Raw genomic sequence first — 25,181 nt, forward strand, 5'->3', positions numbered from 1 at the left:
ATTATCAAACTGCCAGACGCGCACGACCTTTGGCGCGGCGACGCGACAGGACAGCACGGCCGTTCTTGGTAGCCATGCGAGCACGGAAGCCGTGAGTACGGGCGCGTTTGATGGTGCTTGGTTGGAAAGTACGTTTCATGGCGTTGTTACCTGGTTCGTCCACAACGGGCCGGAATGGCCCCCGTTTTAAGAGACCGGCGATTCTAGAGAAAGCAAGCCTCTAGGTCAATTTCCAACCAGCTTTTCCTTTAATTAGATGTCCACGGGGTCCTGACGCCCTTCTCCCCGTTTGGCTTCCATCTGACATGCCATAGATATAAAAATAAAGAAGGAAGTTATTTAAAGCTTTTCTGTAAAGCTTATAAAAGCTAGAGGCGTCATTATCTGTGGATAACTGCCTTTAGCCCTTGTTCTACGGGTTGTACAGAGAATGACAACACGGGGGAGAAGCGGTGCTCTGCCTGTGCTGCGCTATCGGATAAGCTGTGTGTGGAACAGCTAGTTATCCACAGGTCGGTTACCCACAGACTTTCGACCCCACTTGTACAATGAGCTTAGGTGGGTTTATCCACAGAGCTTATGCACAGACCACTGGTCGCATTTTTTACGGTTAAGGCATTGATTTTGGGTGTCCTGTGAGCAACCTACATGTGGATAAGTGGACGGCTGGCCGCTACAATGGCGGCTGTTTTTGCCTCACCGGCTTTCAACTTAGGGGATATCCGTGTCAGTGGAACTTTGGCAGCAGTGCGTGGAGCTTTTGCGCGATGAGCTGCCTGCCCAGCAATTCAACACCTGGATCCGTCCGCTACAGGTCGAAGCCGAAGGCGACGAGTTGCGTGTCTATGCGCCCAATCGTTTTGTCCTCGACTGGGTCAACGAGAAGTACCTGGGCCGCGTTCTCGAATTGCTCGACGAACATGGCAACGGTCTGGCGCCTGCTCTCTCCTTATTAATAGGCAGCAAGCGCAGCTCAGCTCCCCGCGCCGCGCCGAATGCGCCATTGGCCGCCGCCGCGTCGCAAGCCCAAGCTGCAGTGGCGCCTGTCGCCGCTGCACCTGCACCGACATCTGCGCCGTCCAAACCTTCGTCGCGCAAAAATGCGCCGGAGAATGAGGAGCCGTCCCGCGACAGCTTCGACCCGATGGCCGGTGCCAGCTCCCAGCAGGCGCCTGTGCGCTCCGAGCAACGCACTGTGCAGGTAGAAGGCGCGCTCAAGCACACCAGTTACCTGAACCGCACGTTTACCTTCGAAAACTTCGTCGAAGGCAAGTCCAACCAGCTGGCCCGAGCGGCCGCCTGGCAGGTCGCCGATAACCCCAAGCATGGTTACAACCCGCTCTTCCTTTATGGCGGCGTAGGTTTGGGTAAGACGCACTTGATGCACGCCGTCGGTAATCACTTATTAAAGAAGAACCCGAATGCCAAGGTGGTTTACCTGCATTCGGAGCGCTTTGTGGCCGACATGGTCAAGGCCTTGCAGCTCAACGCAATCAACGAGTTCAAGCGTTTCTACCGCTCCGTTGATGCCTTGCTGATCGATGACATTCAGTTTTTCGCACGCAAGGAACGTTCCCAGGAAGAGTTCTTCCACACCTTCAACGCGCTGCTCGAAGGTGGCCAGCAGGTCATCTTGACCAGTGACCGTTACCCGAAGGAAATCGAAGGCCTGGAAGAACGTCTGAAGTCGCGTTTCGGCTGGGGCCTGACCGTTGCAGTCGAGCCACCGGAGCTGGAAACCCGCGTTGCGATCCTGATGAAGAAGGCCGATCAGGCTAAAGTCGATCTGCCGCACGATGCTGCGTTCTTCATCGCCCAACGCATCCGTTCCAACGTGCGTGAGCTGGAAGGCGCGCTCAAGCGGGTCATCGCTCACTCGCACTTCATGGGCCGCGATATCACCATCGAGCTGATTCGCGAGTCCTTGAAAGACTTGCTGGCCTTGCAGGACAAGCTGGTGAGTGTGGATAACATCCAGCGCACCGTGGCCGAGTACTACAAGATCAAGATTTCCGACCTGCTGTCCAAGCGCCGTTCGCGCTCGGTTGCACGTCCACGCCAGGTTGCCATGGCCCTCTCCAAGGAGTTGACCAACCACAGCCTGCCCGAAATCGGTGATGTGTTTGGCGGACGCGACCACACCACGGTCTTGCACGCATGCCGCAAGATCAATGAACTTAAGGAATCCGACGCGGATATTCGCGAGGACTACAAGAACCTGCTGCGTACACTGACTACGTGATGACACCAGCGCAGCTTATTAAGGCAAGGGACTAGACCATGCATTTCACCATTCAACGCGAAGCCCTGTTGAAACCCCTGCAACTGGTCGCAGGCGTCGTCGAGCGCCGACAGACCTTGCCGGTGCTTTCCAACGTATTACTGGTGGTCGAGGGGCAACAGTTGTCCTTGACCGGTACCGACCTGGAAGTCGAACTGGTGGGTCGCGTCCAGCTCGAAGAGCCCGCCGAACCGGGCGAGATCACCGTGCCGGCGCGCAAACTGATGGATATCTGCAAAAGCCTGCCCAACGATGCGCTGATCGACATCAAGGTGGATGAGCAGAAGTTGGTGGTCAAGGCCGGTCGCAGCCGTTTCACCCTGTCGACCTTGCCGGCCAATGATTTCCCTACCGTGGAAGAAGGCCCGGGCTCGCTGACGTGCAGCCTGGAGCAAAGCAAGCTGCGTCGCCTGATCGAGCGCACCAGCTTCGCCATGGCCCAGCAGGATGTGCGTTACTACCTCAACGGTATGCTGCTGGAAGTCTCGGAAGGCATCATCCGCGCCGTGGCCACCGACGGTCACCGCCTGGCGATGTGCTCGATGCGTGCCGATATCGGTCAGCCGGATCGTCACCAGGTGATCGTTCCACGCAAAGGTATCCTTGAACTGGCGCGCTTGCTCACCGAGCCGGACGGTAACGTCAGCATCGTGTTGGGCCAGCACCACATTCGCGCCACCACCGGTGAGTTCACCTTCACCTCCAAGTTGGTAGACGGCAAGTTCCCGGACTACGAGCGTGTGTTGCCTAAAGGTGGCGACAAGTTGGTGGTCGGTGATCGTCAGGCTCTGCGTGAAGCCTTCAGCCGTACGGCGATTCTGTCCAACGAAAAGTACCGCGGTATTCGCCTGCAGCTGGCCAACGGCCAACTGAAAATCCAGGCCAACAACCCGGAACAGGAAGAGGCAGAAGAAGAAGTGGGTGTCGACTACAACGGCGCTTCGCTGGAAATCGGTTTTAACGTGAGCTACCTGTTGGACGTGCTGGGGGTGATGACCACCGAACAGGTTCGTCTGATTCTTTCGGACTCCAACAGCAGCGCCCTGGTACAAGAATCCGACAACGACGACTCGGCTTACGTTGTCATGCCGATGCGCCTGTAATCATGCTCAGCAGAAGCTAGATGTCCCTTAGTCGCGTCTCGGTCACCGCGGTGCGCAATCTGCACCCGGTGACCTTCTCCCCTTCCCCCCGCATCAACATCCTCCATGGCGCCAACGGCAGTGGCAAAACCAGCGTGCTGGAAGCCATCCACCTGCTGGGGCTTGCGCGTTCTTTCCGCAGTGCGCGCCTGCTACCCGTGATTCAGTACGAACATTTGGCCTGCACCGTATTTGGCCAAGTGGAATTGGCTGAGGGCGGTCATAGCAGCCTGGGGATATCGCGTGATCGCGGTGGGGAATTTCAGATCCGAATCGACGGGCAAAATGCGCGCAGCGCAGCGCAGCTGGCTGAGATCCTGCCGTTGCAGCTGATCAACCCCGACAGCTTTCGATTATTGGAGGGTGCCCCGAAAATCCGTCGGCAATTCCTCGACTGGGGCGTGTTCCACGTGGAACCACGCTTCATGGCCACTTGGCAGCGCCTGCAGAAGGCCCTGCGGCAGCGGAACTCATGGCTGCGGCATGGTACACTTGACGCCGCTTCGCAAGCAGCCTGGGACCGTGAACTGTGCCTGGCCAGCGACGAAATAGATGAATACCGCCGTGCCTATATCAAAGCCTTGAAACCAGTCTTTGAGCAGACCTTGAGCGAGTTGTTGGACCTCGAGGGGCTGACGCTGAGTTATTACCGGGGTTGGGACAAAGAACGTGAGCTGAGTGCAGTGCTCGCAACGTCCTTGCAACGGGATCAGCAAATCGGCCACACCCAGGCCGGACCCCAACGCGCTGATTTGCGCCTTAGATTAGGTGCACACAATGCGGCGGACATCTTGTCCCGCGGCCAGCAGAAGTTGGTGGTCTGTGCGTTGCGTATCGCGCAGGGCCATTTGGTTAGCCAGGCTCGACGCGGTCAGTGTATTTATTTGGTGGATGACTTGCCGTCGGAGCTCGACGAGCAGCACCGCCGCTCGCTATGCCGCTTGTTGGAAGACTTACGCTGCCAGGTGTTTATTACCTGTGTAGACCACGAATTATTGAGGGAAGGCTGGCAGACGGAAACGCCAGTCGCTTTGTTCCACGTGGAACAAGGCCGTATCACCCAGACCCACGACCATCGGGAGTGAAGGCATGAGCGAAGAAAACACGTACGACTCGACCAGCATTAAAGTGCTGAAAGGTTTGGATGCCGTACGCAAACGTCCCGGTATGTACATTGGCGACACCGATGATGGTAGCGGTCTGCACCACATGGTGTTCGAGGTGGTCGATAACTCCATCGACGAAGCTCTGGCCGGTCACTGCGACGACATCAGCATTATTATCCACCCGGATGAGTCCATTACCGTGCGTGACAACGGTCGTGGCATCCCGGTAGACGTGCACAAAGAAGAAGGCGTTTCGGCGGCAGAGGTCATCATGACCGTGCTCCACGCCGGCGGTAAGTTCGATGACAACTCCTATAAAGTATCCGGTGGTTTGCACGGTGTAGGTGTGTCGGTAGTGAACGCCCTGTCCGAAGAACTGATCCTGACTGTCCGCCGTAGCGGCAAGATTTGGGAGCAGACCTACGTCCACGGCGTACCACAGGAACCGATGAAAATCGTCGGCGACAGTGAGACCACCGGTACCCAGATCCACTTCAAGCCATCGGAAGAAACTTTCAAGAACATCCACTTCAGCTGGGACATCCTGGCCAAGCGGATTCGTGAACTGTCTTTCCTTAACTCCGGTGTCGGCATCGTCCTCAAGGATGAGCGCAGCGGCAAGGAAGAGCTGTTCAAGTACGAAGGTGGCCTGCGTGCGTTCGTTGAATATCTGAACACCAACAAGACTGCGGTCAACCAGGTGTTCCACTTCAACATCCAGCGTGAAGACGGCATCGGCGTGGAAATCGCACTGCAGTGGAACGACAGCTTCAACGAGAACCTGTTGTGCTTCACCAACAATATTCCACAACGCGATGGCGGTACCCACTTGGTGGGTTTCCGTTCCGCGCTGACGCGTAACCTGAACACCTACATCGAAGCGGAAGGTTTGGCGAAGAAACATAAAGTCGCCACCACCGGTGACGATGCCCGTGAAGGCCTGACGGCGATCATCTCGGTCAAGGTACCGGATCCGAAGTTCAGCTCCCAGACCAAAGACAAGCTGGTGTCTTCCGAAGTGAAGACTGCGGTTGAACAGGAAATGGGTAAGTACTTCTCCGACTTCCTGTTGGAAAACCCGAACGAAGCCAAGCTGGTCGTCGGCAAGATGATCGATGCTGCCCGCGCCCGTGAAGCCGCGCGTAAGGCCCGTGAGATGACCCGCCGTAAAGGCGCGCTGGATATCGCCGGCCTGCCAGGCAAACTCGCTGACTGCCAAGAGAAGGACCCTGCCCTCTCCGAACTGTACCTGGTGGAAGGTGACTCTGCTGGCGGTTCCGCCAAGCAGGGTCGTAACCGTCGCACCCAGGCCATCCTGCCGTTGAAAGGTAAGATCCTCAACGTCGAGAAGGCCCGCTTCGACAAGATGATTTCCTCCCAGGAAGTCGGCACCTTGATCACAGCGTTGGGCTGCGGTATTGGCCGCGACGAGTACAACATCGACAAGCTGCGCTACCACAACATCATCATCATGACCGATGCTGACGTCGACGGTTCGCACATCCGTACCCTGCTGCTGACCTTCTTCTTCCGTCAGTTGCCGGAGCTGATCGAGCGTGGCTACATCTACATCGCTCAGCCGCCGTTGTACAAAGTGAAAAAGGGCAAGCAAGAGCAATACATCAAAGACGACGACGCCATGGAAGAGTACATGACGCAGTCGGCTCTGGAAGATGCCAGCCTACACTTGAATGACGAAGCGCCGGGTATCTCCGGTGAGTCGCTGGAGCGACTGGTCAACGACTTCCGCATGGTCATGAAGACGCTCAAGCGTTTGTCGCGCCTGTACCCTCAGGAGCTGACCGAGCACTTCATCTACCTGCCGGCCGTAAGCCTGGAGCAGTTGGGCGACCACGCCGCCATGCAGGATTGGCTGGCCCAATACGAAGTGCGCCTGCGTACTGTGGAGAAGTCTGGCCTGGTGTACAAAGCTAGCCTGCGTGAAGACCGCGAACGTAACGTATGGCTGCCAGAGGTCGAACTGATCTCCCATGGCCTGTCGAACTACGTCACCTTCAACCGCGACTTCTTCGGCAGCAACGACTACAAGACCGTAGTCACCCTCGGCGCGCAACTGAGCACCCTGCTGGACGACGGTGCTTACATCCAGCGTGGCGAACGCAAGAAGCAGGTCAAGGAGTTCAAAGAAGCCTTGGACTGGTTGATGGCGGAAAGCACCAAGCGTCATACCATCCAGCGCTATAAAGGTCTGGGCGAGATGAACCCGGATCAGCTGTGGGAAACTACCATGGACCCTGCTCAGCGCCGCATGCTGCGCGTGACCATCGAAGACGCCATTGGCGCAGACCAGATCTTCAACACCCTGATGGGTGATGCGGTCGAGCCTCGTCGTGACTTCATCGAGAGCAATGCTTTGGCGGTGTCTAACCTGGACTTCTGATCAGGTACATCTGCTAAAAACAAAAGGCCAACGCTTAGCGTTGGCCTTTTTTGTTGGTTCGCAGTCGCGCATTTTTAAATGCTCCACGTGGAACATCGACGTATTTAACTTTCCACAGCGGGTGTCACACTCTCCAATCGATACCCGTACCCGTAGATCGTCAACAACTGCCAGCCGCGATCCGCCGTCAGCCCTAGCTTGTTACGCAGGCGGTAGATATGCGTGTCCAACGGCCGCGACGAGACCATTTCTTCGTGGCTCCAGAACCGCTCATACAGGTACTCGCGAGACAACGGCCGGGCCAGGTTGGCAAATAGACAACTTGCCAGGCGGTATTCCCGTTCTGTCAGGTTGATGGGTTTGCCTGCGCGTGTGACGGTCAGTTCGGCATCGTCGAATGTCAGGTCGTTAAAGCTCTGCACTTCCTGGCTAGCCGACTTCTGCAAACCGTGGCGCCGCAGGACGGCGCTGACTCGAGCTTTGAGTTCGTTGGGCCTAAACGGCTTGCTGACATAATCATCCGCCCCGCTATTCAACGCCGTCACGATGTCGCTCTCGGCATCGCGACTGGTGAGCATGATGACGGCAGGGGGCGATTCCATGTGCTCGCGAGTCCAGCGCAATAACGCTATCCCGGAGATGTCCGGCAGTTGCCAGTCGAGGATCAGCAGGTCAAAGGTTTCCCGACGTAGCTGGCGCAGCAGGTCTTCACCGCGCTCAAAGAAATGCAGAGACCAAGGCTGGTCAGCCGGGCCGGGAATCTGTCGCAGTGTCTGTTCCACCCGTCGCAACTCCGCGGGTTCGTCATCCAGTATTGCGACACGCATAGGCGGGGTCCTTCCTACAAAAATACGAGGGCTTGAATGGGGGGCACATGTTGTACAAATGCCGGCCTCTGAATCTGAATAATTATGGACGGATTCTACAGTGCTTGGATCTCTCGATACGCTGAAAGCGCCGTAAACTCAATTCATTACGATCTTCGAAGAAGATACCGGCTCCTGTTGGTGTGGAAAAGGCTCTGTGCCGATCGCCTCGCCGGCGCCTCATGCCTGCTCCAATGTGCGGTATCGTTCATTGCGCGGTCGTGGGAAGTCCTCCAATGAGACCGAAATAAGCTTCACTGGTTTCAGAACACTGCATGCACTTCATCGCAACCCCATGGAGAGGGATCCTGGGCTTATGACACTTTTACTTAATGACCATCAATGCCTCGGCACGCTCGTGGCGGTAGCCCTGTGAACCTATGGCGCAAAGCCGAGAAACGCCAACCTACCCAGGCCCAGCTTTTGTTCCATGGGTTGGTTCGTGAATGGCTGCTGATCGGTCTGGTACTCCTGCCCTTTACCGCCTACTTATCCCTGAGCGCTGGCCTGGCGCTTAACAATCCGCTCTATGACAGCCTGCGCCGCCTCACGCCCTTACCGGTAGACCCACGCATCGTTCTGGTGACCATCGATGCGCCGAGCCTGGAAGCACTCGGCCCGTGGCCTTGGCCGCGTAGCGTACATGCCGACCTGATTGAACGCCTGAACGCCGCCCAGCCGGCGGGTATTTTGTTTGATGTGATCTTCAGTGAGAGCGGCAACAGTAATGACGACCAGCGCCTGGCCGATGCCGTATGCAAAGCCGGCAATGTATTGCTGCCCATCGCCGGGGATAGCAGCGTCAGCCCCAAGGCCCAGGTAACGCCGTTGTCGCCACTGCTCAAGTGCGCCAAGGGCGTTGGGCACATCAACGTCGAAGCGGATAAAGACGGTGTGGTGCGTAGCGTGTATCTACGTGAGGGCCCTGCGGGAAGCACACTCCCTCAGTTGGCGTGGCTGGCATTCGCCATGAGCGAGCATGCCGAGACGATGCCGGGCCTGCCGCAAGAGCCTACTGGAGGGCACTGGCACCAGGAACATGAGATTCGTGTGCCGTTCACTTCGGAACCAGACCATTTTCCCAGTGTGTCCTACGTCAGCGTATTACGCGGCGAGGTACCTCCCGAGTCGTTGCGGGGTCGCCTGATTCTAATCGGTGCATCAGCCTATGGCATGGCCGATCGTTTCGTGACGCCGCTCTCTTCCACCGTGGGCACCACTGCGGGGGTTGAGATCCAGGCTGAAGTACTGAATGGTTTATTGCAGGGTCGCAGCATCGTCGATCTGCCCGGCTGGTTGGCGGCGTTGCTGGCAACGTCCCTGGTGGCCCTGCTGTTGGGCCTTCTGCTGGTGCGCCCCCGCTACGCCCTGTGGATGACCTTGGCGGGTATGGCCGTGGCTTTGCTGGGTTCATGGGCCTTATTGCGCCTGGGCCACTGGTGGAGCCCCGCAGCGTGCCTGATCGGTTTGTTGCTGAGTTACCTGATCTGGAATTGGCGACGCCTGAGCGTAATCCTCGCCTACTTTGGCTGGGAACTGGCACGCCTGGATAACGAACCCAAGGTGCTTCCGGAACGGCGTCGCGCGCCGGCCAGCAAGGGCGATGTGTTGCAAGGGCGGATTTTTGCCCTTGAACAAGCCGTCAGCCGTACCCGCGATACGCGGCGCTTTATGGCGGACGGCTTGGAGTGCCTGCCGGTAGCGACCCTGATCACCGATCCCCAGGGCAGCATCCTGTTGGCCAACCGCGTGGCCCGTGAAGTATTCGGCAATGACCTGGTCGGTGAAAACCTCGTCGAACAGCTTGCTGATCTGGGTTATCCCCCGCTGCACAATGGTGTACGCCCTGCCCTGTCGGCGCTGGAACTGGTCGAGTTTCGCGATATCCACCAACGCAGTTTACGCATGGAACTGGCTCCTTTGCTGCCTGCCGAAGGTGATTTTGCCCTCGGCTGGTTGTTGAGCCTCACGGACCTGAGCAAGGAGCGTGAAGCCCAGCAGCACCGCGAGACGATGCTGCGTTTCCTATCCCATGACCTGCGTGCACCGCATTCAGCGATCCTCGCCCTACTGGACGTGCACAACGGGGAGTCTGCGGTGTTTACCCAAATCGAACAGCAAGTACGGCGGGCCTTGAGCCTGACCGAATCCTTTGTGCAATTGGCCAAGGCTGAAGCGGACGGTTACCAGTTCCAGCCCACCCTGTTTGCCATGCTGGTGATGGACGCCTTTGATCAAGTGGCGGTGATTGCGCAGTTGAAGGGCATCCATTTGGTTCACGACTTGGATGAGGCGGACGAGGCCATGGTCTACGCCGACCAATCGCTGCTCACCCGGGCGTTGTTCAATGTGCTGGAGAACGCGATCAAATACTCCCCATCCGGTACCACCGTCAGGTTGAAGCATGGCAGTGCGCAAGGTTGGTTGGAATGCAGGATAAGCGACCAGGGACCGGGGATTGCGCCTGAGGATCTGCCGGAGTTGTTTAACCAATACCGACGTTTCGATTCGGCTCAAGGCAGTGAGGGTCTTGGACTGGGGCTCACCATGGTTAAAGCAGTGTTGGAGCGGCACGGTGGGCGCATCGTGTGTGAAAGTGAGCTGGGCAAGGGCTCGACGTTTATCCTGCTGCTGCCGTTATTGGAGGACTGAAAAAGCGGCTTTTCTGCTGTGCATAAAAAAACCGGTCACAAGGACCGGTTTTTTTATGAAGAAAAAACTTATGCACGTTTTTCCGAATTTTATGAGCTTCAGAAATATGTAAGTAAATCAGCTTGTTATGATGCAAAAAAGCCAATTCGCCAACAAAGCGTACACAGGTTATCCACAGATGCTCAAACTGCCGGCGTCTCCACCACCACCGGTTCCGGAGGCAGGGAGCCCATGGCCCTTTGCTGCGCTTCATTCCACGCCGCAGCGCGGTCGTTCAGGGCGGCGATGGCACGTGGCCCTTCGCCCTCTGCGTACATCGGTTCGCCGATCACCACGGTGATAGTGCCCGGGCGTTTGGCCCAGCCAGTCTTGGGCCAGAACTTGCCGGCGTTATGCGCAATTGGCAGCACAGGCAGGTTGGCGTTGACCGCCAAGGCGGTACCACCGCGTGAGAACTTGCCCACCGTGCCGTAGGGCACCCGCGTGCCCTCAGGGAAGATCAGCACCCAGACGCCGTCCTTGAGCAACTCATCGCCCTTCTTGGCGACATGCTTGAGCGCAGCCTTGGGGTTGTCACGGTCGATGGCGATCGGTCGCAACATGGCCATGGCCCAGCCGAAGAACGGCACATACAGCAACTCGCGCTTGAGCACCTGGCTCAACGGCGAGAAGTACGCCGAGAGGAAGAACGTCTCCCAGGTGCTCTGGTGGTTGGAGAGAATCACGCACGGTTGATCAGGGACGTTTTCAGCGCCCTTGACCTCGAAACGAATGTTCAGGAACACCTTGCTCAGCCACAACGCGCAGCGGCACCAGTAGACGTTGATAAAGCGATAGCGCGCCTTGAAGGGCAGGAACGGTGCAATAAAAAAGCTCAGGGTGCACCAGAGAAACGAACTGGTGCCCAGCAGCAGGTAAAAGAAAAAGGTTCTGATGGCCTGCAAGATCGACATGGCGGCATTTACCGTTGCGGGACACGGCCCGCCTGTTAAAAGCGCACTCCCGAACAGTCCTTGGTCAGGAAGTCGAGGGCGGCTAGTTGTTGATAAGTTCTGCGGCAACGGCCGCCAGATCGTCAAAAATCAAGGTGCCTACCGGCAGGTTTTTAGCCTGGGTCTTTTCGCCTTTCCCGGTTTTAACCAAAACTGGCTGAGAGTCGACGGCTTTGGCCGCCTCCAGGTCACCGAGGCTGTCCCCGACGAACCATATCCCAGCCAAGGGCACCTTGTAATGTTCTGCAATAATTTTCAACATGCCAGGCTTGGGCTTGCGGCAATCGCAGCCCTCATCCGGCCCGTGGGGGCAGTAAACCACCAGCCCCACCTCACCGCCCTGTTCGGCCACTAACGCGCGCAAACGCGCGTGCATGGCCTCCAGGGTCGCGATGTCGTAGTAACCGCGGGCGATGCCGGACTGGTTGGTGGCGATGGCTACCGTCCAGCCGGCTTTGCTCAACTGCGCGATGGCCTCGATCGAACCGGGCAGCGGAATCCACTCCTCCACCGACTTGATGTAAGCGTCGGAGTCGTAGTTGATCACCCCGTCCCGATCGAGAATCAGCAGTTTCAACATGGTCAGCCCAGTACGGAGATGTCGGCGATATTGATGAACAAGCCACGCAGGCGCGCGAGCATGGCGTAGCGGTTTTTGCGCACGCCAGCATCGTCGGCATTGATCATCACCGCTTCGAAGAACGCATCCACCGGCTCACGCAAAGACGCCAGGCGCGCCAACGCTTGCGCGTAGTCACGCTCAGCGATCAGCGGCTTCACGGCGTTCTCGGCCTTGGCAATGGCCGAGTTCAGCGAGAACTCCTTGGCATCGGCAAACAGGCCCGGGTCGACTTCAGCAGTGCCAAGGTTGTCGGCCTTGCTCAGCAGGTTCGACACGCGCTTGTTCACGGCGGCCAGGGCATCGGCTTCCGGCAGCTTGCGGAACGCTTGCACGGCTTGTACACGCTGGTCGAAGTCCAACGCCGAGCCCGGTTGCAGCGCACGTACCGACAGGTAGACGGAAACGTCCACGCCTTCGTCTTCATAACGCGCACGCAGGCGGTCGAACACGAACTCCAGCACTTGCTCGGCCAGGCCGGCTTGCTTGACCTTGGTGCCGAACTGGCCGACGGCGAATACCACGGCCTGGGTCAGGTCGAGGTCCAGCTTCTTGTCGATCAGGATGCGTAGCACGCCCAAGGCAGCACGGCGCAGGGCATACGGGTCTTTGCTGCCGGTGGGCAGCATGCCGATACCGAAGATACCCACGAGGGTGTCCAGCTTGTCGGCAATGGCCACGGCCGCACCGGTCAGGGTGCTCGGCAGTTCTGCACCGGCACCGCGCGGCATGTACTGCTCGTTCAGGGCCAGGGCGACATCATCCGGCTCGCCGTCGTTGAGGGCGTAGTAGTAACCCGCCACGCCTTGCATCTCTGGGAACTCGCCGACCATTTCGGTGGCCAGGTCGCACTTGGACAGCAAGCCGGCACGGGCGGCCCAGGCTGCGTCGCCGCCAATACGTGGGGCAATGTAGGCCGCCAGCTTGGAAACACGCACGGCCTTGTCATAGACGCTGCCGAGTTTTTCCTGGAACACTACGTTCTGAAGGCGCAGGTTGAAGTCTTCCAGCTTCTGCTTCTTGTCTTGCTTGAAGAAGAACTCGGCGTCGGTCAGGCGCGGGCGCACGACTTTTTCGTTACCGGCGATGATCTGCTGTGGGTCTTTGCTTTCGATGTTGGCCACGGTGATAAAACGCGGCAACAACTTACCGTCCACGTCCAGCAGGCAGAAGTACTTCTGGTTGTCCTGCATGGTGGTGATCAAGGCTTCTTGCGGCACGTCGAGGAAACGCTCTTCGAACGAGCACACCAGCGGCACCGGCCATTCCACCAGGGCGGTCACTTCGTCGAGCAGGCTTGGCGGCACGATGGCGGTGCCTTCCTGCAGGCGGGCCAGTTCTTCGGTGCGCTTGCTGATCAGCTCGCGACGCTCATTGGCGTCGGCCAGCACATAAGCGGCGCGCAGGTCGTTGAGGTAATTGGCCGGCGAAGTGATGCGCACGCTTTCTGGATGATGGAAGCGGTGACCACGGGAATCACGTCCAGCCTTCTGGGCGAGGATGGTGCAATCGATGACCTGGTCACCGAGCAGCATCACCAGCCATTGGGTTGGGCGCACGAACTCTTCCTTGCGCGCACCCCAGCGCATGCGCTTGGGGATAGGCAGGTCGTTCAGGGAATCTTCAACGATGGTCGGCAACAGGCTGGCGGTCGGCTTGCCGGTGATGACCTGGCTGAAACGCAGTTTCGGGCCGCTCTGGTCGATCTCGCTCAGCTCTACGCCACATTTTTTGGCAAAGCCAAGGGCGGCTTGTGTCGGGTTGCCGTCGGCATCGAAAGCTGCCTGGCGCGGTGGGCCGTCCAGGTTGATGCTGCGGTCCGGCTGCTGGGTTTCCAGCGCGGTCAGCAGCACAGCCAGGCGGCGCGGCGCGGCGTAGACTTTTTTGGCTTCAAACTTCAGGCCAGCGGTCTGCAGGCCTTTTTCGATACCGGCCAGGAATGCATCGGCCAGGGTATTGAGGGCCTTGGGTGGCAGCTCTTCGGTGCCCAGTTCAACCAGGAAATCTTGAGCACTCATTGTGCAGCCTCCAGCTTAGCCAACACTTCATCACGCAGGTCCGGGGTTGCCATCGGGAAGCCCAGCTTGGCGCGGGCCAGCAGGTAGGCTTGGGCGACGGAACGCGCCAGGGTGCGCACACGCAGGATGTATTGCTGGCGCGCAGTAACCGAAATGGCACGGCGGGCATCCAGCAGGTTGAAGGTATGGGAGGCCTTCAACACCATTTCATAGCTTGGCAACGGCAGCGGCTGGTCGAGCTCGATCAGGCGTTTGGCTTCGCTTTCATAGAAGTCGAACAGTTCGAACAGTTTGTCGACGTTGGCGTGTTCGAAGTTGTAGGTGGACTGCTCCACCTCGTTCTGGTGGAACACATCGCCGTAGGTCACCTTGCCGAACGGGCCGTCAGCCCACACCAGGTCGTAGACCGAGTCCACGCCTTGCAGGTACATGGCCAGGCGCTCCAGGCCATAGGTGATTTCGCCGGTGACCGGGTAGCACTCGATGCCGCCGGCTTGCTGGAAGTAAGTGAACTGCGTCACTTCCATGCCATTGAGCCAGACTTCCCAGCCCAGGCCCCAGGCGCCCAGGGTTGGCGATTCCCAGTTGTCTTCGACGAAACGGATGTCGTGCACCAGTGGGTCCAGGCCCACATGTTTCAGCGAGCCCAGGTACAGCTCCTGGAAGTTGTCCGGGTTGGGCTTCAATACCACCTGGAACTGGTAATAGTGCTGCAGACGGTTCGGGTTTTCGCCGTAGCGGCCGTCAGTCGGGCGGCGACTGGGCTGCACATAAGCGGCGTTCCAGGTTTCCGGGCCGATGGCCCGCAGGAATGTAGCGGTGTGGAAAGTGCCGGCGCCTACTTCCATATCGTAGGGCTGAAGTACCACACAACCTTGCTCGGCCCAGTATTGCTGGAGGGCGAGGATCAAGTCTTGGAAGGTACGCACGGCTGGCGTAGGCTGGCTCACGAAATTCACCTGTTACTTGGGCTGCGATTTAAAGAGCGGGAGTATACCCGATTCGGCCCCGCCACCACTCCCTGGAGCCTTATGCCACGCTGCTTTTGGTGTTCTGAAGATCCGCTGTACATGGCTTATCACGATCAAGAGTGGGGAACGCCGCTGCGCGATGCGCAGGGTTTGTTCGAGTTGCTTTTGCTCGAAGGGTTCCAGGCAGGCCTGTCCTGGATCACCGTTTTACGCAAACGCGAGCATTATCGAAAGGTGTTGTTCGGCTTTGACGCGCAGCGCCTGGCGCAATTGAGCGATGAAGAAATCGAGGTGCTGATGCAGGACCCGGGCATCGTGCGCAATCGCTTGAAGCTCAACGCTACTCGGCGCAACGCCGCGGCCTGGCTGGCGCTGGAGGATCCGGTGGGGTTGCTGTGGTCGTTTGTCGGCGGCAAACCCAAGGTCAATCACTTCAAGGATCGCAGCGACGTCCCGGCGATTACGCCCGAAGCCGAAGCCATGAGCAAAGCCTTGAAAAAGGCCGGCTTCACCTTCGTCGGGCCGACCATTTGCTACGCCTTCATGCAGGCCTCGGGCATGGTCATGGACCACACCAAGGACTGCGACCGTTACGCGGACTTGGTCAACGCCGGTTAGAATGCCGGCTTTGCGCACCACACACGATCAGGAGTGACCTGTGGAAAAGTTTAAAGGCGCCTTGCTGGTAGGTGCTCTTCGGTTGTTTGCCCTGCTGCCCTGGCGCGCCGTACAAGCCGTCGGCACGGGGATCGGCTGGATCATGTGGAAAACCCCCAACCGTTCCCGCGATACGGTGCGGATCAACCTCTCCAAATGCTTCCCGGACATGGACCCGGCAGAGCGCGAGCGCCTGGTGGGCCGCAGCCTGATGGACATCGGCAAGTCCCTCACCGAAAGCGCCTGCGCGTGGATCTGGCCGGCGCAGCGCTCTATCGACCTGGTCCGCGAAGTCGAAGGCCTGGAAGTGCTGCACGAGGCCCTGGCTTCTGGCAAAGGCGTGGTAGGCATCACCAGCCACTTAGGCAACTGGGAAGTGTTGAACCATTTCTATTGCAGCCAGTGCAAACCGATCATTTTCTATCGCCCGCCCAAGCTCAAGGCCGTGGACGAATTGCTGCGCAAACAGCGCGTGCAGTTGGGCAACCGCGTGGCGGCCTCCACCAAGGAAGGCATTCTCAGTGTGATCAAGGAAGTGCGCAAAGGCGGCCAGGTGGGCATTCCTGCCGACCCGGAGCCGGCTGAGTCTGCCGGGATCTTCGTACCGTTTTTTGCCACCCAGGCGCTTACCAGCAAGTTCGTGCCGAACATGCTGGCGGGCCACAAGGCGGTGGGTGTGTTCCTGCATGCCCTGCGGCTGCCGGACGGCTCGGGCTACAAGGTGATCCTGGAAGCGGCGCCGGAGGACATGTACAGCACCGACACCGCGACGTCCTGTGCGGCGATGAGCAAGGTAGTAGAGCGTTATGTCGGCGCTTACCCAAGCCAGTACATGTGGAGCATGAAACGCTTCAAGAAACGCCCACTGGGTGAGGCGCGGTGGTATTGATTCACCGCTGATCTCCTAGCCAATGGAGATCAAATGTGGGAGCTGGCTTGCCTGCGATGGCATCACCTCGGTTTAACTGATAGACCGAGGTGCTGCCATCGCAGGCAAGCCAGCTCCCACAGGGGATTGTTTCAAGCCTGGCGGTCGAGTTTTTTCAGGAACACTGCCATCTCTTTTTCGGCCTGTTTGTCGCCGTGTGCCAAGGCCGCCTCTATGCCTTTTTCCCACGCCTGTCGTGCTGAGGCACTGTCACCCTGCGCCTGATGCGCCTTGCCCAACAACTTCCACGCCGCCGAATACTTAGGATCGAACTCGACGCATCGCTGCAAATGCTCGGCCGCCTTGGCGTTGTCCTTCAGGTCCAGATAACCCTTGCCCAGGCCAAAGCGCAGCAGCGAATTGTCCACGCCCTTGGCGAGCATTTTTTCCAGGGACTCCAGCATCGGTTCACTCCTTGATCAGAAAAAGCTCAACCCCACGTGGAACAGCTTCTCCACATCGCGGATATGTTTTTTATCCACAAGGAACAAAATCACATGGTCTCCGGTGGCGATCACCGTGTCGTCGTGGGCAATGATCACTTCTTCATCGCGAATGATCGCGCCAATGGTGGTGCCCGGCGGCAGGCCGATATCGCGGATGGCCTTGCCAATCACTTTGCTGGACTTCGAGTCACCGTGGGCAATCGCCTCTATGGCCTCCGCAGCACCCCGGCGCAACGAGTGCACACTGACAATGTCGCCACGGCGTACGTGGGCAAGCAAGGTGCCAATGGTCGCCAACTGCGGGCTGATGGCAATGTCGATATCGCCGCCCTGGATCAGGTCCACATAGGCCGGGTTGTTGATGATGGTCATCACCTTCTTCGCTCCCAACCGCTTGGCCAGCAAGGACGACATGATATTGGCTTCATCATCGTTGGTCAGGGCCAGGAAGATGTCGGCGTCGGCGATGTTCTCTTCCATCAGCAGGTCACGGTCCGAGGCGCTGCCTTGCAGTACAACAGTGCTGTCGAGGGTGTCGGACAAATGCCGGCAACGCGTCGGGCTCATCTCGATGATCTTCACCTGGTAGCGGCTTTCGATGGCTTCGGCCAAACGCTCGCCGATCTGCCCACCGCCGGCGATGACGATACGTTTGTAGCTTTCGTCGAGCCTGCGCATTTCGCTCATGACCGCGCGAATGTTCGCCTTGGCGGCGATAAAAAACACTTCATCGTCAGCCTCGATCACCGTATCGCCCTGGGGCAGGATCGGCCGGTCACGGCGGAAAATCGCGGCCACGCGGGTTTCCACGTTCGGCATGTGCTCGCGCAGCTGGCGCAGTTGCTGGCCCACCAGCGGCCCGCCGTAATAAGCCTTCACGGCCACCAGTTGTGCTTTGCCTTCGGCGAAGTCGATCACCTGAAGCGCACCTGGAATTTCGATCAGGCGTTTGATGTAGTGGGTCACCACCTGTTCCGGACTGATCAGTACGTCCACCGGAATGGCGTCGTTATCGAACAGACCGGCGCGGGTCAGGTACGCCGCTTCGCGTACCCGAGCGATCTTGGTCGGGGTGTGGAACAGGGTGTGGGCGACTTGGCAGGCGACCATGTTGGTCTCGTCGCTGTTGGTCACGGCCACCAGCATGTCGGCATCGTCGGCACCGGCCTGGCGCAGCACCGTCGGAAACGACGCGCGGCCTTGCACCGTACGGATGTCCAGACGGTCGCCCAGGTCACGCAAACGCTCGGAATCGGTGTCGACCACGGTGATGTCGTTGGCTTCACCGGCCAAATGTTCGGCCAGCGTGCCACCGACCTGCCCTGCTCCAAGGATGATGATTTTCATCCGGTCACTCCCTTAAAACCATTCAGCCGCGCGCGGCGGCGATCTTGATCAGTTTGGCGTAGTAGAAGCCATCGTGCCCGCCTTCTTGGGCAAGCAGTTGGCGACCGTGGGGCTGCTTGATGCCGGCCGTGGTAGCGAGGTCCAGCTCACGCGCGCCGCTGGTGCGGGCGAGGAAGGCTTGGATGACCTCGGTATTTTCGGTGGGCAAGGTGGAGCAGGTGGCGTAAAGCAGGATGCCGCCGACTTCCAAGGTGGGCCACAGCGCGTCGAGCAGTTCGCCTTGCAGCACCGCCAAGGCGGCGATGTCGTCGGGCTGGCGGGTCAGCTTGATGTCCGGATGACGGCGGATCACGCCGGTGGCCGAGCAAGGGGCGTCCAGCAGGATGCGCTGGAAGGGCTTGCCGTCCCACCAAGTGGCGGTGTCGCGGCCATCCGCGGCGATCAGTTCAGCGCTCAAGCCCAGGCGTGCGAGGTTTTCCCGCACGCGCACCAGGCGCTTGGCTTCAAGGTCCACCGCGACTACACCGGCCAGGCCTTTTTCCACTTCAAGGATATGGCAGGTCTTACCGCCGGGCGCGCAGCAGGCATCGAGTACGCGCTGGCCGGGGGCGAGGTCGAGCAAGTCGGCGGCCAACTGCGCGGCTTCGTCCTGCACACTGATCCAACCTTCGGCAAAGCCCGGCAGGCTACGCACATCGGCAGCCGCTTCGAGCACGATGCCGTCCGTGCTGTACACACAGGGCGTGGCGTTGATGCCAGCGTCCGCCAGTAACTGCAAATACGCGTCACGGCTGTGGTGACCACGGTTGACCCGTAGGATCATCGGCGGGTGCGCGTTGTTGGCTGCGCAGATGGCTTCCCATTGCTCAGGCCAAAAGGCCTTCAGGGATTTTTGCAGCCAACGCGGGTGGGCGGTGCGCACCACCGGATCATGTTCCAGCTCGGCCAGCAGGGCTTCGCTTTCGCGCTGGGCGCGGCGCAGCACGGCATTGAGCAGGGCCTTGGCCCAGGGCTTTTTCAACTTGTCGGCGCAACCGACGGTTTCACCGATGGCCGCGTGGGCGGGCACGCGGGTGTAGAGCAATTGGTAGAGACCCACTAGCAACAGCGCCTCGACATCCGCGTCCGCCGCTTTGAACGGTTTTTGCAGCAGCTTGGCGGCCAGCGCAGACAACCGTGGCTGCCAACGGGCGGTGCCAAAGGCCAGGTCCTGGGTAAACCCCCGGTCGCGGTCTTCAACTTTATCCAACTGCGTCGGCAGCGAACTGTTCAGCGAAGCCTTGCCGTTGAGGACGGCGGCAAGAGCCTTGGCGGCGGCCAGACGTGGGTTCATTGAGTGACCACCCCAAGCGTGGTGCCCAAGGCGAATTTCTCACGACGGCTATTGAACAAATCGCTGAAGTTCAGCGCCTTGCCGCCGGGCAATTGCAGACGCGTCAGGCACAGCGCTTGTTCACCGCAAGCCACCAACAGGCCGTCTTTGCTGGCGTTGATGATCTCGCCGGGAGCGCCTGCGCCATCGGCCAGGGTCGCGGTCAACACTTTCAAAGCCTCGCCGTTCAGGGTGCTGTGGCAGATCGGCCACGGGTTGAAGGCGCGTACCAGGCGCTCCAGCTCCACGGCCGGGCGGCTCCAGTCAATGCGCGCTTCGTCCTTGTTCAGCTTGTGGGCGTAGGTGGCCAGGCTGTCGTCTTGGATTTCGCCTTGCAGGGTGCCGGCAGCGAGGCCGGCGATGGCCTGGATCACAGCGGGCGGGCCTAGCTCAGCGAGGCGGTCGTGCAGGCTGCCGCCGGTGTCTTGGGCGGTGATCGGCGTGGTGACCTTGAGCAGCATCGGCCCAGTATCCAGGCCGGCTTCCATGCGCATCACGGTCACGCCGCTCTCGCTGTCGCCTGCTTCAACGGCGCGTTGAATCGGCGCCGCACCGCGCCAGCGTGGCAGCAGTGAAGCATGGCTGTTGATGCAACCCAGGCGCGGGATATCCAGCACAGCCTGGGGCAGGATCAAGCCGTAGGCCACCACCACCAACAGGTCCGGCTTCAGCGCGGCCAGTTCGGCCTGGGCCTCGGCGTTACGCAGGGTCGGCGGCTGCAGCACAGGAATGTTGTGCTCCAGCGCCAACTGCTTGACCGCACTCGGCATCAGTTTTTGCCCGCGACCGGCCGGGCGATCCGGCTGGGTGTACACCGCGACGAGGTCATAAGGGCTGGCAAGCAGCGCCTTGAGGTGTTCGGCGGCAAATTCAGGAGTGCCGGCAAAAACAATGCGCAATGGCTCGGTCATGGGAGTTCTCGGTTAAAAACAGTCACAAAAGAAAAAGGCTTGCCGCAGCAAGCCTTTGGAAGAAGGGCATCAGGCTTGCTGGCGATGCTTTTTTTCCAGCTTCTTCTTGATGCGGTCACGCTTGAGCGTGGACAGGTAATCGACGAACAGCTTGCCGTTGAGGTGGTCGCATTCATGCTGGATGCACACCGCCAGCAGGCCTTCGGCAATCAGCTCGAAAGGCTTGCCGTCACGGTCCAGCGCCTTGATCTTCACGCGTAGCGGGCGTTCCACATTCTCGTAGAACTCCGGCACCGACAGGCAGCCTTCCTGGTATTCGCCCATCTCTTCGGTCAGCGGTTCGAACTCAGGGTTGATGTACACCCGAGGTTCGCTGCGGTCTTCCGACAGGTCCATGACCACGACGCGCAGATGCACGTTGACCTGGGTCGCGGCGAGGCCGATGCCCGGGGCTTCATACATTGTTTCAAACATGTCATCGACCAACTGACGAACCTTGTCGTCCACTACGGCCACCGGCTTGGCGATCGTGCGCAGGCGCGAGTCGGGAAATTCGAGGATGTTCAAAATAGCCATAAGCGTAATTGCTGCACATGTGAGGAAGAGACAAATCGGCGGTGGGATGGACCCATACGGCCGGTGTGAAACGCTCGGAAGCCGCGAAGGCCATGGCATTTCACGCGAACGCATATAATAAAGGAGATTCACCCCATGAGGAAATCGCTACTCGTCTTGCTGCTGTGGGCTCCGTTCGCCACGGCATTGATTGTGCAACCCACTGAGCGTCTGGATCAGGCCGCGCAACAGGCCATCCAGCATTTTTTACTGCACAACCGTATTTTTGACTCCCCCCACGACCTGGACAACGCGCCTTACATTATTGCGGCGCAAGGCGGGCGCGTTCTGGGTGCCAACGACGAGCGTGTGCATGCGCGCGGGCATCTGGACCCGGCCCAGCCAAGCTACGGGATATTTCGGCGGGGCAAGGCCTACACCGACCCCCATACCCAAGAGCTGTTGGGCATCAATGCCGACGACATCGGCACTGCGCGCTTTGTGCTTGCCGACAGCCTCACCACCCTGGCAGTGCAACGGGTGACCCAGGAAATTCGCCCAGGCGACCGTTTGTTGCGCGCCGAGCCTCCCGTTGCTTTGGCCAGCCTGGAACCCTGCAAACCTGCACCCTTGATTACAGGGCATATCATCGACATCCCCAAGGGCGTCACGCAGATTGGCGTGCTCGACGCTGTGACCCTCAACAAGGGCCGCCGCGATGGCTTGGTGGAAGGCCAACTGCTCACAGTGATCAAGGCTGGCGCCATCGTGCGAGACGCCCTCACCGGTACGCCCACTCCCCTCCCGGATGAGCGAGCCGGCACCCTGCTGGTGTTTCGCACCTATGAAAAGCTCAGCTATGCCCTGGTGCTCAGTGCTTCACGGTCGTTGGCCGTGCAAGACCGTTTCGAGACGGCTGATCAAGCGCAATAAATAGCCTGCTAAATAAGTTACCAACAGAGTTATCCACAGCTTGTTCCGGTCAAGGATGATCATATGAATCCGATAAACAGTAGCGATATTTCCCCGGCAGAGCTGGAAGCCCGGCTACGCTTGCACAGGCTGCCAGAACTGGGGCCCAAGCGTTTTCACGTGTTGATCGATGCCTTTGGTTGCGCTTCCAAGGCCCTGAGTGCTCCCGCCAGTGCCTGGCGTTCCCTCGGTTTGCCCGCCATCAGCGCAGAGGCCCGACGTAGCCCCAAAGTCCGTGACGGTGCCAGTGAGGCGTTGGCCTGGCTGGCGCGCCCGGCCCAGCATTTGCTGATGTGGGACCACCCGGATTACCCGGCGTTGCTCGCGCAGATCGACGATGCGCCGCCGTTGTTATTCGTTGCGGGCGACCCCGATATTCTGGAAAAACCACAGTTGGCCATGGTCGGTAGCCGGCGTGCCTCGCGCCCGGGCATGGACACGGCAGCGGCCTTTTCCCGCAGCCTGGCGAGCGCCGGTTTTGTCATCACCAGTGGGCTGGCGGTGGGCATTGATGGCGCGGCGCACCAGGCGGCATTGGACGTGGGCGGCCATACCATCGGCGTGCTTGGCACTGGCCTGGAAAATTTTTATCCACAGCGCCATCGCAAGCTTGCTGCGGCGATGATCGCCCAAGGCAGCGCCGTGGTTTCCGAGTTTCCGCTGGATACCGCGCCCCAGGCCGGTAATTTCCCACGGCGCAACCGGATCATCAGCGGGTTGTCGTTAGGCGTACTGGTGGTGGAGGCCAGTATCGCCAGCGGCTCGCTGATCACCGCACGCCTGGCGGCGGAGCAAGGGCGCGAGGTGTACGCGATTCCGGGTTCCATTCACCACCCCGCCGCCAAAGGCTGTCATCAACTGATCCGTGATGGCGCGGTGTTGGTGGAAACCATCGAGCACATACTTGAAGGCTTGCGTGGTTGGCAGCGGTTGTCCCATGCGGCACCGGTGCCCGTAACCCATCCGCTGGTGGCGCTACTGCACGCGGCACCGCATAGCAGCGAAGCCTTGGCGATTGCCAGCGGTCGGCCGTTGTCACAAGTACTGGCCACCCTGACGGAGCTGGAGTTGGAGGGCCAGGTGATTTGCGAAAGCGGGCGCTGGCTGGCGCGGTGTCCGCTTTGGTAGTGGCCCGTTTTTGGCGCTAGGTTTTGTAACGAAGATCGGTAAACTGCCCAGAGCTTTAGTCCGGAGAGTTAACAATGGTCAACAGGTGGCGTGTGCTGGAAGCCGCACGGGAAATTCGCGCAGGCGCAGTGATCGCCTATCCGACCGAAGCGGTCTGGGGCCTGGGCTGCGACCCGTGGAACGAAGAAGCAGTGGATCGGCTGTTGGCGATCAAGAACCGCTCGGTCGACAAAGGCCTGATCCTGGTGGCGGACAATATTCGTCAGTTCGACTTTCTGTTTGAGGATTTCCCGGACACGTGGGTCGAACGCATGGCCAGCACCTGGCCAGGGCCGAATACCTGGCTGGTGCCCCATCAAGACTTGCTGCCCGAATGGGTCACGGGTGTGCACGACACCGTAGCGCTGCGGGTCAGTGATCATCCGTTGGTGAGAGATTTGTGCGCCGAGGTCGGCCCGTTGATTTCCACCTCGGCCAACCCTCAGGGCCGCCCGGCAGCCCGCACGCGCATTCGCGTGGAGCAGTATTTTCGCGGGCAAGTGGACCTGGTGTTGGGCGGCGCCTTGGGTGGGCGCAAGAACCCGAGCCTGATTCGGGATCTGGTGACGGGTGATGTGGTGCGCCCCTCGTAGGTGCAGCTCGTTCCCACGCTCTGCGTGGGAACGCCGCATTGGACGCTCTGGGTCCGCTTGTGACGCAGAGCGTCACGGTATGCATTCCCACGCAGAGCGTGGGTACGATCTTAAGGCAGCAGGATGGTCGATCCAGTCGTGCGCCGCCCCGACAACTCCGTCTGCGCTTTGGCCGCCTCTGCCAGCGAGTAGCGCTGGTTGATATCAATGCGTACCTTGCCACTCTTGATCATCGAAAACAGATCGTCCGCCATCGCCTGCAGGTTCGCCGGATTGTTTGCATAGGTCGCCAAAGTCGGCCGGGTGACGTACAGCGAACCCTTCGCCGACAGAATCCCCAGGTTCACCCCATCCACCGCACCCGACGCGTTGCCGAAGCTCACCACCAGACCCCGTGGCGCCACGCTGTCGAGTGAGGTCAGCCAGGTGTCCTTGCCGACGCCGTCGTACACCACCGGGCATTTCTTGCCGTCAGTTAATTCCAGTACGCGTTGTGCGACATCTTCCTTGCTGTAGTCGATGGTTTCCCAGGCGCCCAGCGATTTGGCCAAAGCGGCTTTTTCCGGGGAGCTGACGGTACCGATCAACTTCACCCCCAAAGCCTTGGCCCATTGGCAGGCCAGGGAGCCCACGCCACCGGCGGCGGCGTGGAACAAAATGGTTTCACCGCCTTTGAGCTCATAGGTCTGGCGCAGCAGGTACTGCACGGTCAGGCCTTTGAGCATGGCACCGGCGGCCTGTTCAAAGCTGATCTCATCCGGCAGGTGCACCAGGTTGGCGGCGGGCAACACGTGCGACTCGCTGTAGGCACCCAGCGGGCCGCTGCCGTAGGCCACACGGTCGCCGACTTTGAATTGGCTGACTTCACTGCCAACGGCATCGACTACGCCAGCACCTTCCGCACCCAGACCCGATGGCAGGGCCGGCGGCGCATAGAGGCCACTGCGGAAGTAGGTGTCGATGAAGTTCAGGCCGATCGCCTCGTTGCGCACCCGAACCTGCTGTGGGCCAGGTTCCGCTGGCGTGTAGTCCACATATTCAAGTACGTCGGGGCCGCCATGGGCGCTGAACTGGATACGTTTGGCCATCTGCACTTCTCCTTGGGTTCGAATCTGCGTAGCCCCCTATCGGACTCCTAAGCTTGATCTTCGTCAACTGCCGCGCACCTAAGTGCAGTGGCATCTA

The 25,181-nt window shown here is 59.6% G+C and carries 21 protein-coding genes and 1 pseudogene; 10 read left to right on the top strand and 12 right to left on the bottom strand.

The genetic code is table 11. From position 1 onward, the window contains the following. Nucleotides 1-4: 4 nt before the first annotated feature. Nucleotides 5-139 carry a 50S ribosomal protein L34 gene (gene rpmH / locus E1K68_RS00780; RefSeq protein ID WP_003213577.1) on the bottom strand — a complete coding sequence of 45 codons (135 nt, stop codon included), beginning with the start codon at nucleotides 137-139 and terminating at the stop codon, nucleotides 5-7. A gap of 585 nt (nucleotides 140-724) precedes the next feature. On the opposite strand from rpmH, the gene dnaA reads away from it, so the two are divergent. From dnaA to gyrB, 4 genes are read left to right on the top strand one after another with little or no spacing between them, the layout of a single operon-like run. Next, nucleotides 725-2,242 carry a chromosomal replication initiator protein DnaA gene (gene dnaA / locus E1K68_RS00785; RefSeq protein ID WP_003187249.1) on the top strand — a complete coding sequence of 506 codons (1,518 nt, stop codon included), beginning with the start codon at nucleotides 725-727 and terminating at the stop codon, nucleotides 2,240-2,242. Between the two features lie 38 nt (nucleotides 2,243-2,280). Beyond that, entirely contained in the window at nucleotides 2,281-3,384 is a 1,104-nt protein-coding gene (dnaN, locus tag E1K68_RS00790) for a DNA polymerase III subunit beta (protein ID WP_003187250.1), read from the top strand. Nucleotides 3,385-3,404: 20 nt separating this feature from the next. Next, nucleotides 3,405-4,508: a DNA replication/repair protein RecF gene (gene recF / locus E1K68_RS00795; protein WP_212613668.1), complete on the top strand. Its 1,104-nt coding sequence runs from the start codon at nucleotides 3,405-3,407 to the stop codon at nucleotides 4,506-4,508. A gap of 4 nt (nucleotides 4,509-4,512) precedes the next feature. After that, nucleotides 4,513-6,930: a DNA topoisomerase (ATP-hydrolyzing) subunit B gene (gene gyrB, locus E1K68_RS00800; protein WP_003187253.1), complete on the top strand. Its 2,418-nt coding sequence runs from the start codon at nucleotides 4,513-4,515 to the stop codon at nucleotides 6,928-6,930. 104 nt (nucleotides 6,931-7,034) lie between these two features. Here the strand turns inward: gyrB and E1K68_RS00805 are convergent, their stop codons facing one another. Beyond that, nucleotides 7,035-7,757, bottom strand: a complete 723-nt coding sequence (locus E1K68_RS00805) for a response regulator transcription factor (RefSeq protein WP_003187255.1) — start codon at nucleotides 7,755-7,757, stop codon at nucleotides 7,035-7,037. Between the two features lie 411 nt (nucleotides 7,758-8,168). Between E1K68_RS00805 and E1K68_RS00810 the strand changes: the two genes are divergently transcribed. Continuing rightward, nucleotides 8,169-10,448, top strand: a complete 2,280-nt coding sequence (locus tag E1K68_RS00810; protein WP_034134126.1) for a CHASE2 domain-containing protein — start codon at nucleotides 8,169-8,171, stop codon at nucleotides 10,446-10,448. A 182-nt stretch (nucleotides 10,449-10,630) separates the two neighbouring features. On the opposite strand, the gene E1K68_RS00815 is transcribed toward E1K68_RS00810, so the two are convergent. The 4 genes and pseudogenes from E1K68_RS00815 to glyQ all read right to left on the bottom strand — a co-directional run bounded on the left by E1K68_RS00815 (nucleotide 10,631) and on the right by glyQ (nucleotide 15,027). Continuing rightward, entirely contained in the window at nucleotides 10,631-11,401 is a 771-nt protein-coding gene (locus E1K68_RS00815; RefSeq protein WP_003187258.1) for a lysophospholipid acyltransferase family protein, read from the bottom strand. Nucleotides 11,402-11,483: 82 nt separating this feature from the next. Next, a pseudogene (gene gmhB, locus E1K68_RS00820) lies at nucleotides 11,484-12,050 on the bottom strand (D-glycero-beta-D-manno-heptose 1,7-bisphosphate 7-phosphatase); the annotation flags it as partial. Beyond that, nucleotides 12,023-14,077 (bottom strand): glycine--tRNA ligase subunit beta, encoded by a 2,055-nt coding sequence (gene glyS / locus E1K68_RS00825; protein ID WP_003187261.1) that lies wholly within the window; start codon nucleotides 14,075-14,077, stop codon nucleotides 12,023-12,025. The pseudogene gmhB and the gene glyS, both read right to left, overlap by 28 nt. After that, nucleotides 14,074-15,027, bottom strand: a complete 954-nt coding sequence (gene glyQ, locus E1K68_RS00830; RefSeq protein WP_003187265.1) for a glycine--tRNA ligase subunit alpha — start codon at nucleotides 15,025-15,027, stop codon at nucleotides 14,074-14,076. The genes glyS and glyQ overlap by 4 nt, the downstream gene beginning before the upstream one ends. An 81-nt stretch (nucleotides 15,028-15,108) precedes the next feature. Here glyQ and tag point away from each other — a divergent pair, with 81 nt between their 5' ends. Next, nucleotides 15,109-15,666, top strand: a complete 558-nt coding sequence (gene tag / locus E1K68_RS00835) for a DNA-3-methyladenine glycosylase I (RefSeq protein ID WP_094773976.1) — start codon at nucleotides 15,109-15,111, stop codon at nucleotides 15,664-15,666. 40 nt (nucleotides 15,667-15,706) lie between these two features. Further along, nucleotides 15,707-16,594 carry a lysophospholipid acyltransferase gene (locus E1K68_RS00840; RefSeq protein ID WP_003187267.1) on the top strand — a complete coding sequence of 296 codons (888 nt, stop codon included), beginning with the start codon at nucleotides 15,707-15,709 and terminating at the stop codon, nucleotides 16,592-16,594. Nucleotides 16,595-16,725: 131 nt separating this feature from the next. On the opposite strand, the gene E1K68_RS00845 is transcribed toward E1K68_RS00840, so the two are convergent. From E1K68_RS00845 to def, 5 genes are all read right to left on the bottom strand, one after another. Then, the gene (locus tag E1K68_RS00845) at nucleotides 16,726-17,037 is read right to left on the bottom strand and encodes a tetratricopeptide repeat protein (protein WP_169857020.1); all 312 of its coding nucleotides are present in this window, start codon (nucleotides 17,035-17,037) and stop codon (nucleotides 16,726-16,728) included. Nucleotides 17,038-17,052: 15 nt separating this feature from the next. After that, nucleotides 17,053-18,426: a Trk system potassium transporter TrkA gene (gene trkA / locus E1K68_RS00850; protein WP_003187270.1), complete on the bottom strand. Its 1,374-nt coding sequence runs from the start codon at nucleotides 18,424-18,426 to the stop codon at nucleotides 17,053-17,055. A 22-nt stretch (nucleotides 18,427-18,448) separates the two neighbouring features. Further along, nucleotides 18,449-19,759: a 16S rRNA (cytosine(967)-C(5))-methyltransferase RsmB gene (rsmB, locus tag E1K68_RS00855; RefSeq protein WP_212613669.1), complete on the bottom strand. Its 1,311-nt coding sequence runs from the start codon at nucleotides 19,757-19,759 to the stop codon at nucleotides 18,449-18,451. Continuing rightward, on the bottom strand, nucleotides 19,756-20,709 hold the full coding sequence (gene fmt, locus E1K68_RS00860; protein ID WP_212613670.1) for a methionyl-tRNA formyltransferase: 954 nt from the start codon (nucleotides 20,707-20,709) through the stop codon (nucleotides 19,756-19,758). Before fmt ends, rsmB begins: the two co-directional genes overlap by 4 nt. A 69-nt stretch (nucleotides 20,710-20,778) precedes the next feature. Continuing rightward, nucleotides 20,779-21,285, bottom strand: coding sequence for a peptide deformylase (gene def, locus E1K68_RS00865; RefSeq protein WP_003187273.1), 507 nt, complete (start codon nucleotides 21,283-21,285; stop codon nucleotides 20,779-20,781). A gap of 135 nt (nucleotides 21,286-21,420) precedes the next feature. Here def and E1K68_RS00870 point away from each other — a divergent pair, with 135 nt between their 5' ends. From E1K68_RS00870 to E1K68_RS00880, 3 genes are all read left to right on the top strand, one after another. Beyond that, nucleotides 21,421-22,197: a peptidoglycan-binding protein gene (locus E1K68_RS00870; RefSeq protein ID WP_120247402.1), complete on the top strand. Its 777-nt coding sequence runs from the start codon at nucleotides 21,421-21,423 to the stop codon at nucleotides 22,195-22,197. Between the two features lie 63 nt (nucleotides 22,198-22,260). Then, nucleotides 22,261-23,364: a DNA-processing protein DprA gene (dprA, locus tag E1K68_RS00875; protein WP_003187277.1), complete on the top strand. Its 1,104-nt coding sequence runs from the start codon at nucleotides 22,261-22,263 to the stop codon at nucleotides 23,362-23,364. Between the two features lie 74 nt (nucleotides 23,365-23,438). Then, entirely contained in the window at nucleotides 23,439-23,996 is a 558-nt protein-coding gene (locus E1K68_RS00880; RefSeq protein ID WP_003187278.1) for an L-threonylcarbamoyladenylate synthase, read from the top strand. Nucleotides 23,997-24,106: 110 nt separating this feature from the next. On the opposite strand, the gene E1K68_RS00885 is transcribed toward E1K68_RS00880, so the two are convergent. Further along, complete coding sequence (locus tag E1K68_RS00885) at nucleotides 24,107-25,084, bottom strand: quinone oxidoreductase (RefSeq protein WP_034134131.1); 978 nt, start codon at nucleotides 25,082-25,084, stop codon at nucleotides 24,107-24,109. Nucleotides 25,085-25,181: the final 97 nt, after the last annotated feature.

Source organism: Pseudomonas sp. B2021 (assembly GCF_018135665.1).
Classification (GTDB): Bacteria; Pseudomonadota; Gammaproteobacteria; order Pseudomonadales; family Pseudomonadaceae; genus Aquipseudomonas; species Aquipseudomonas lactis.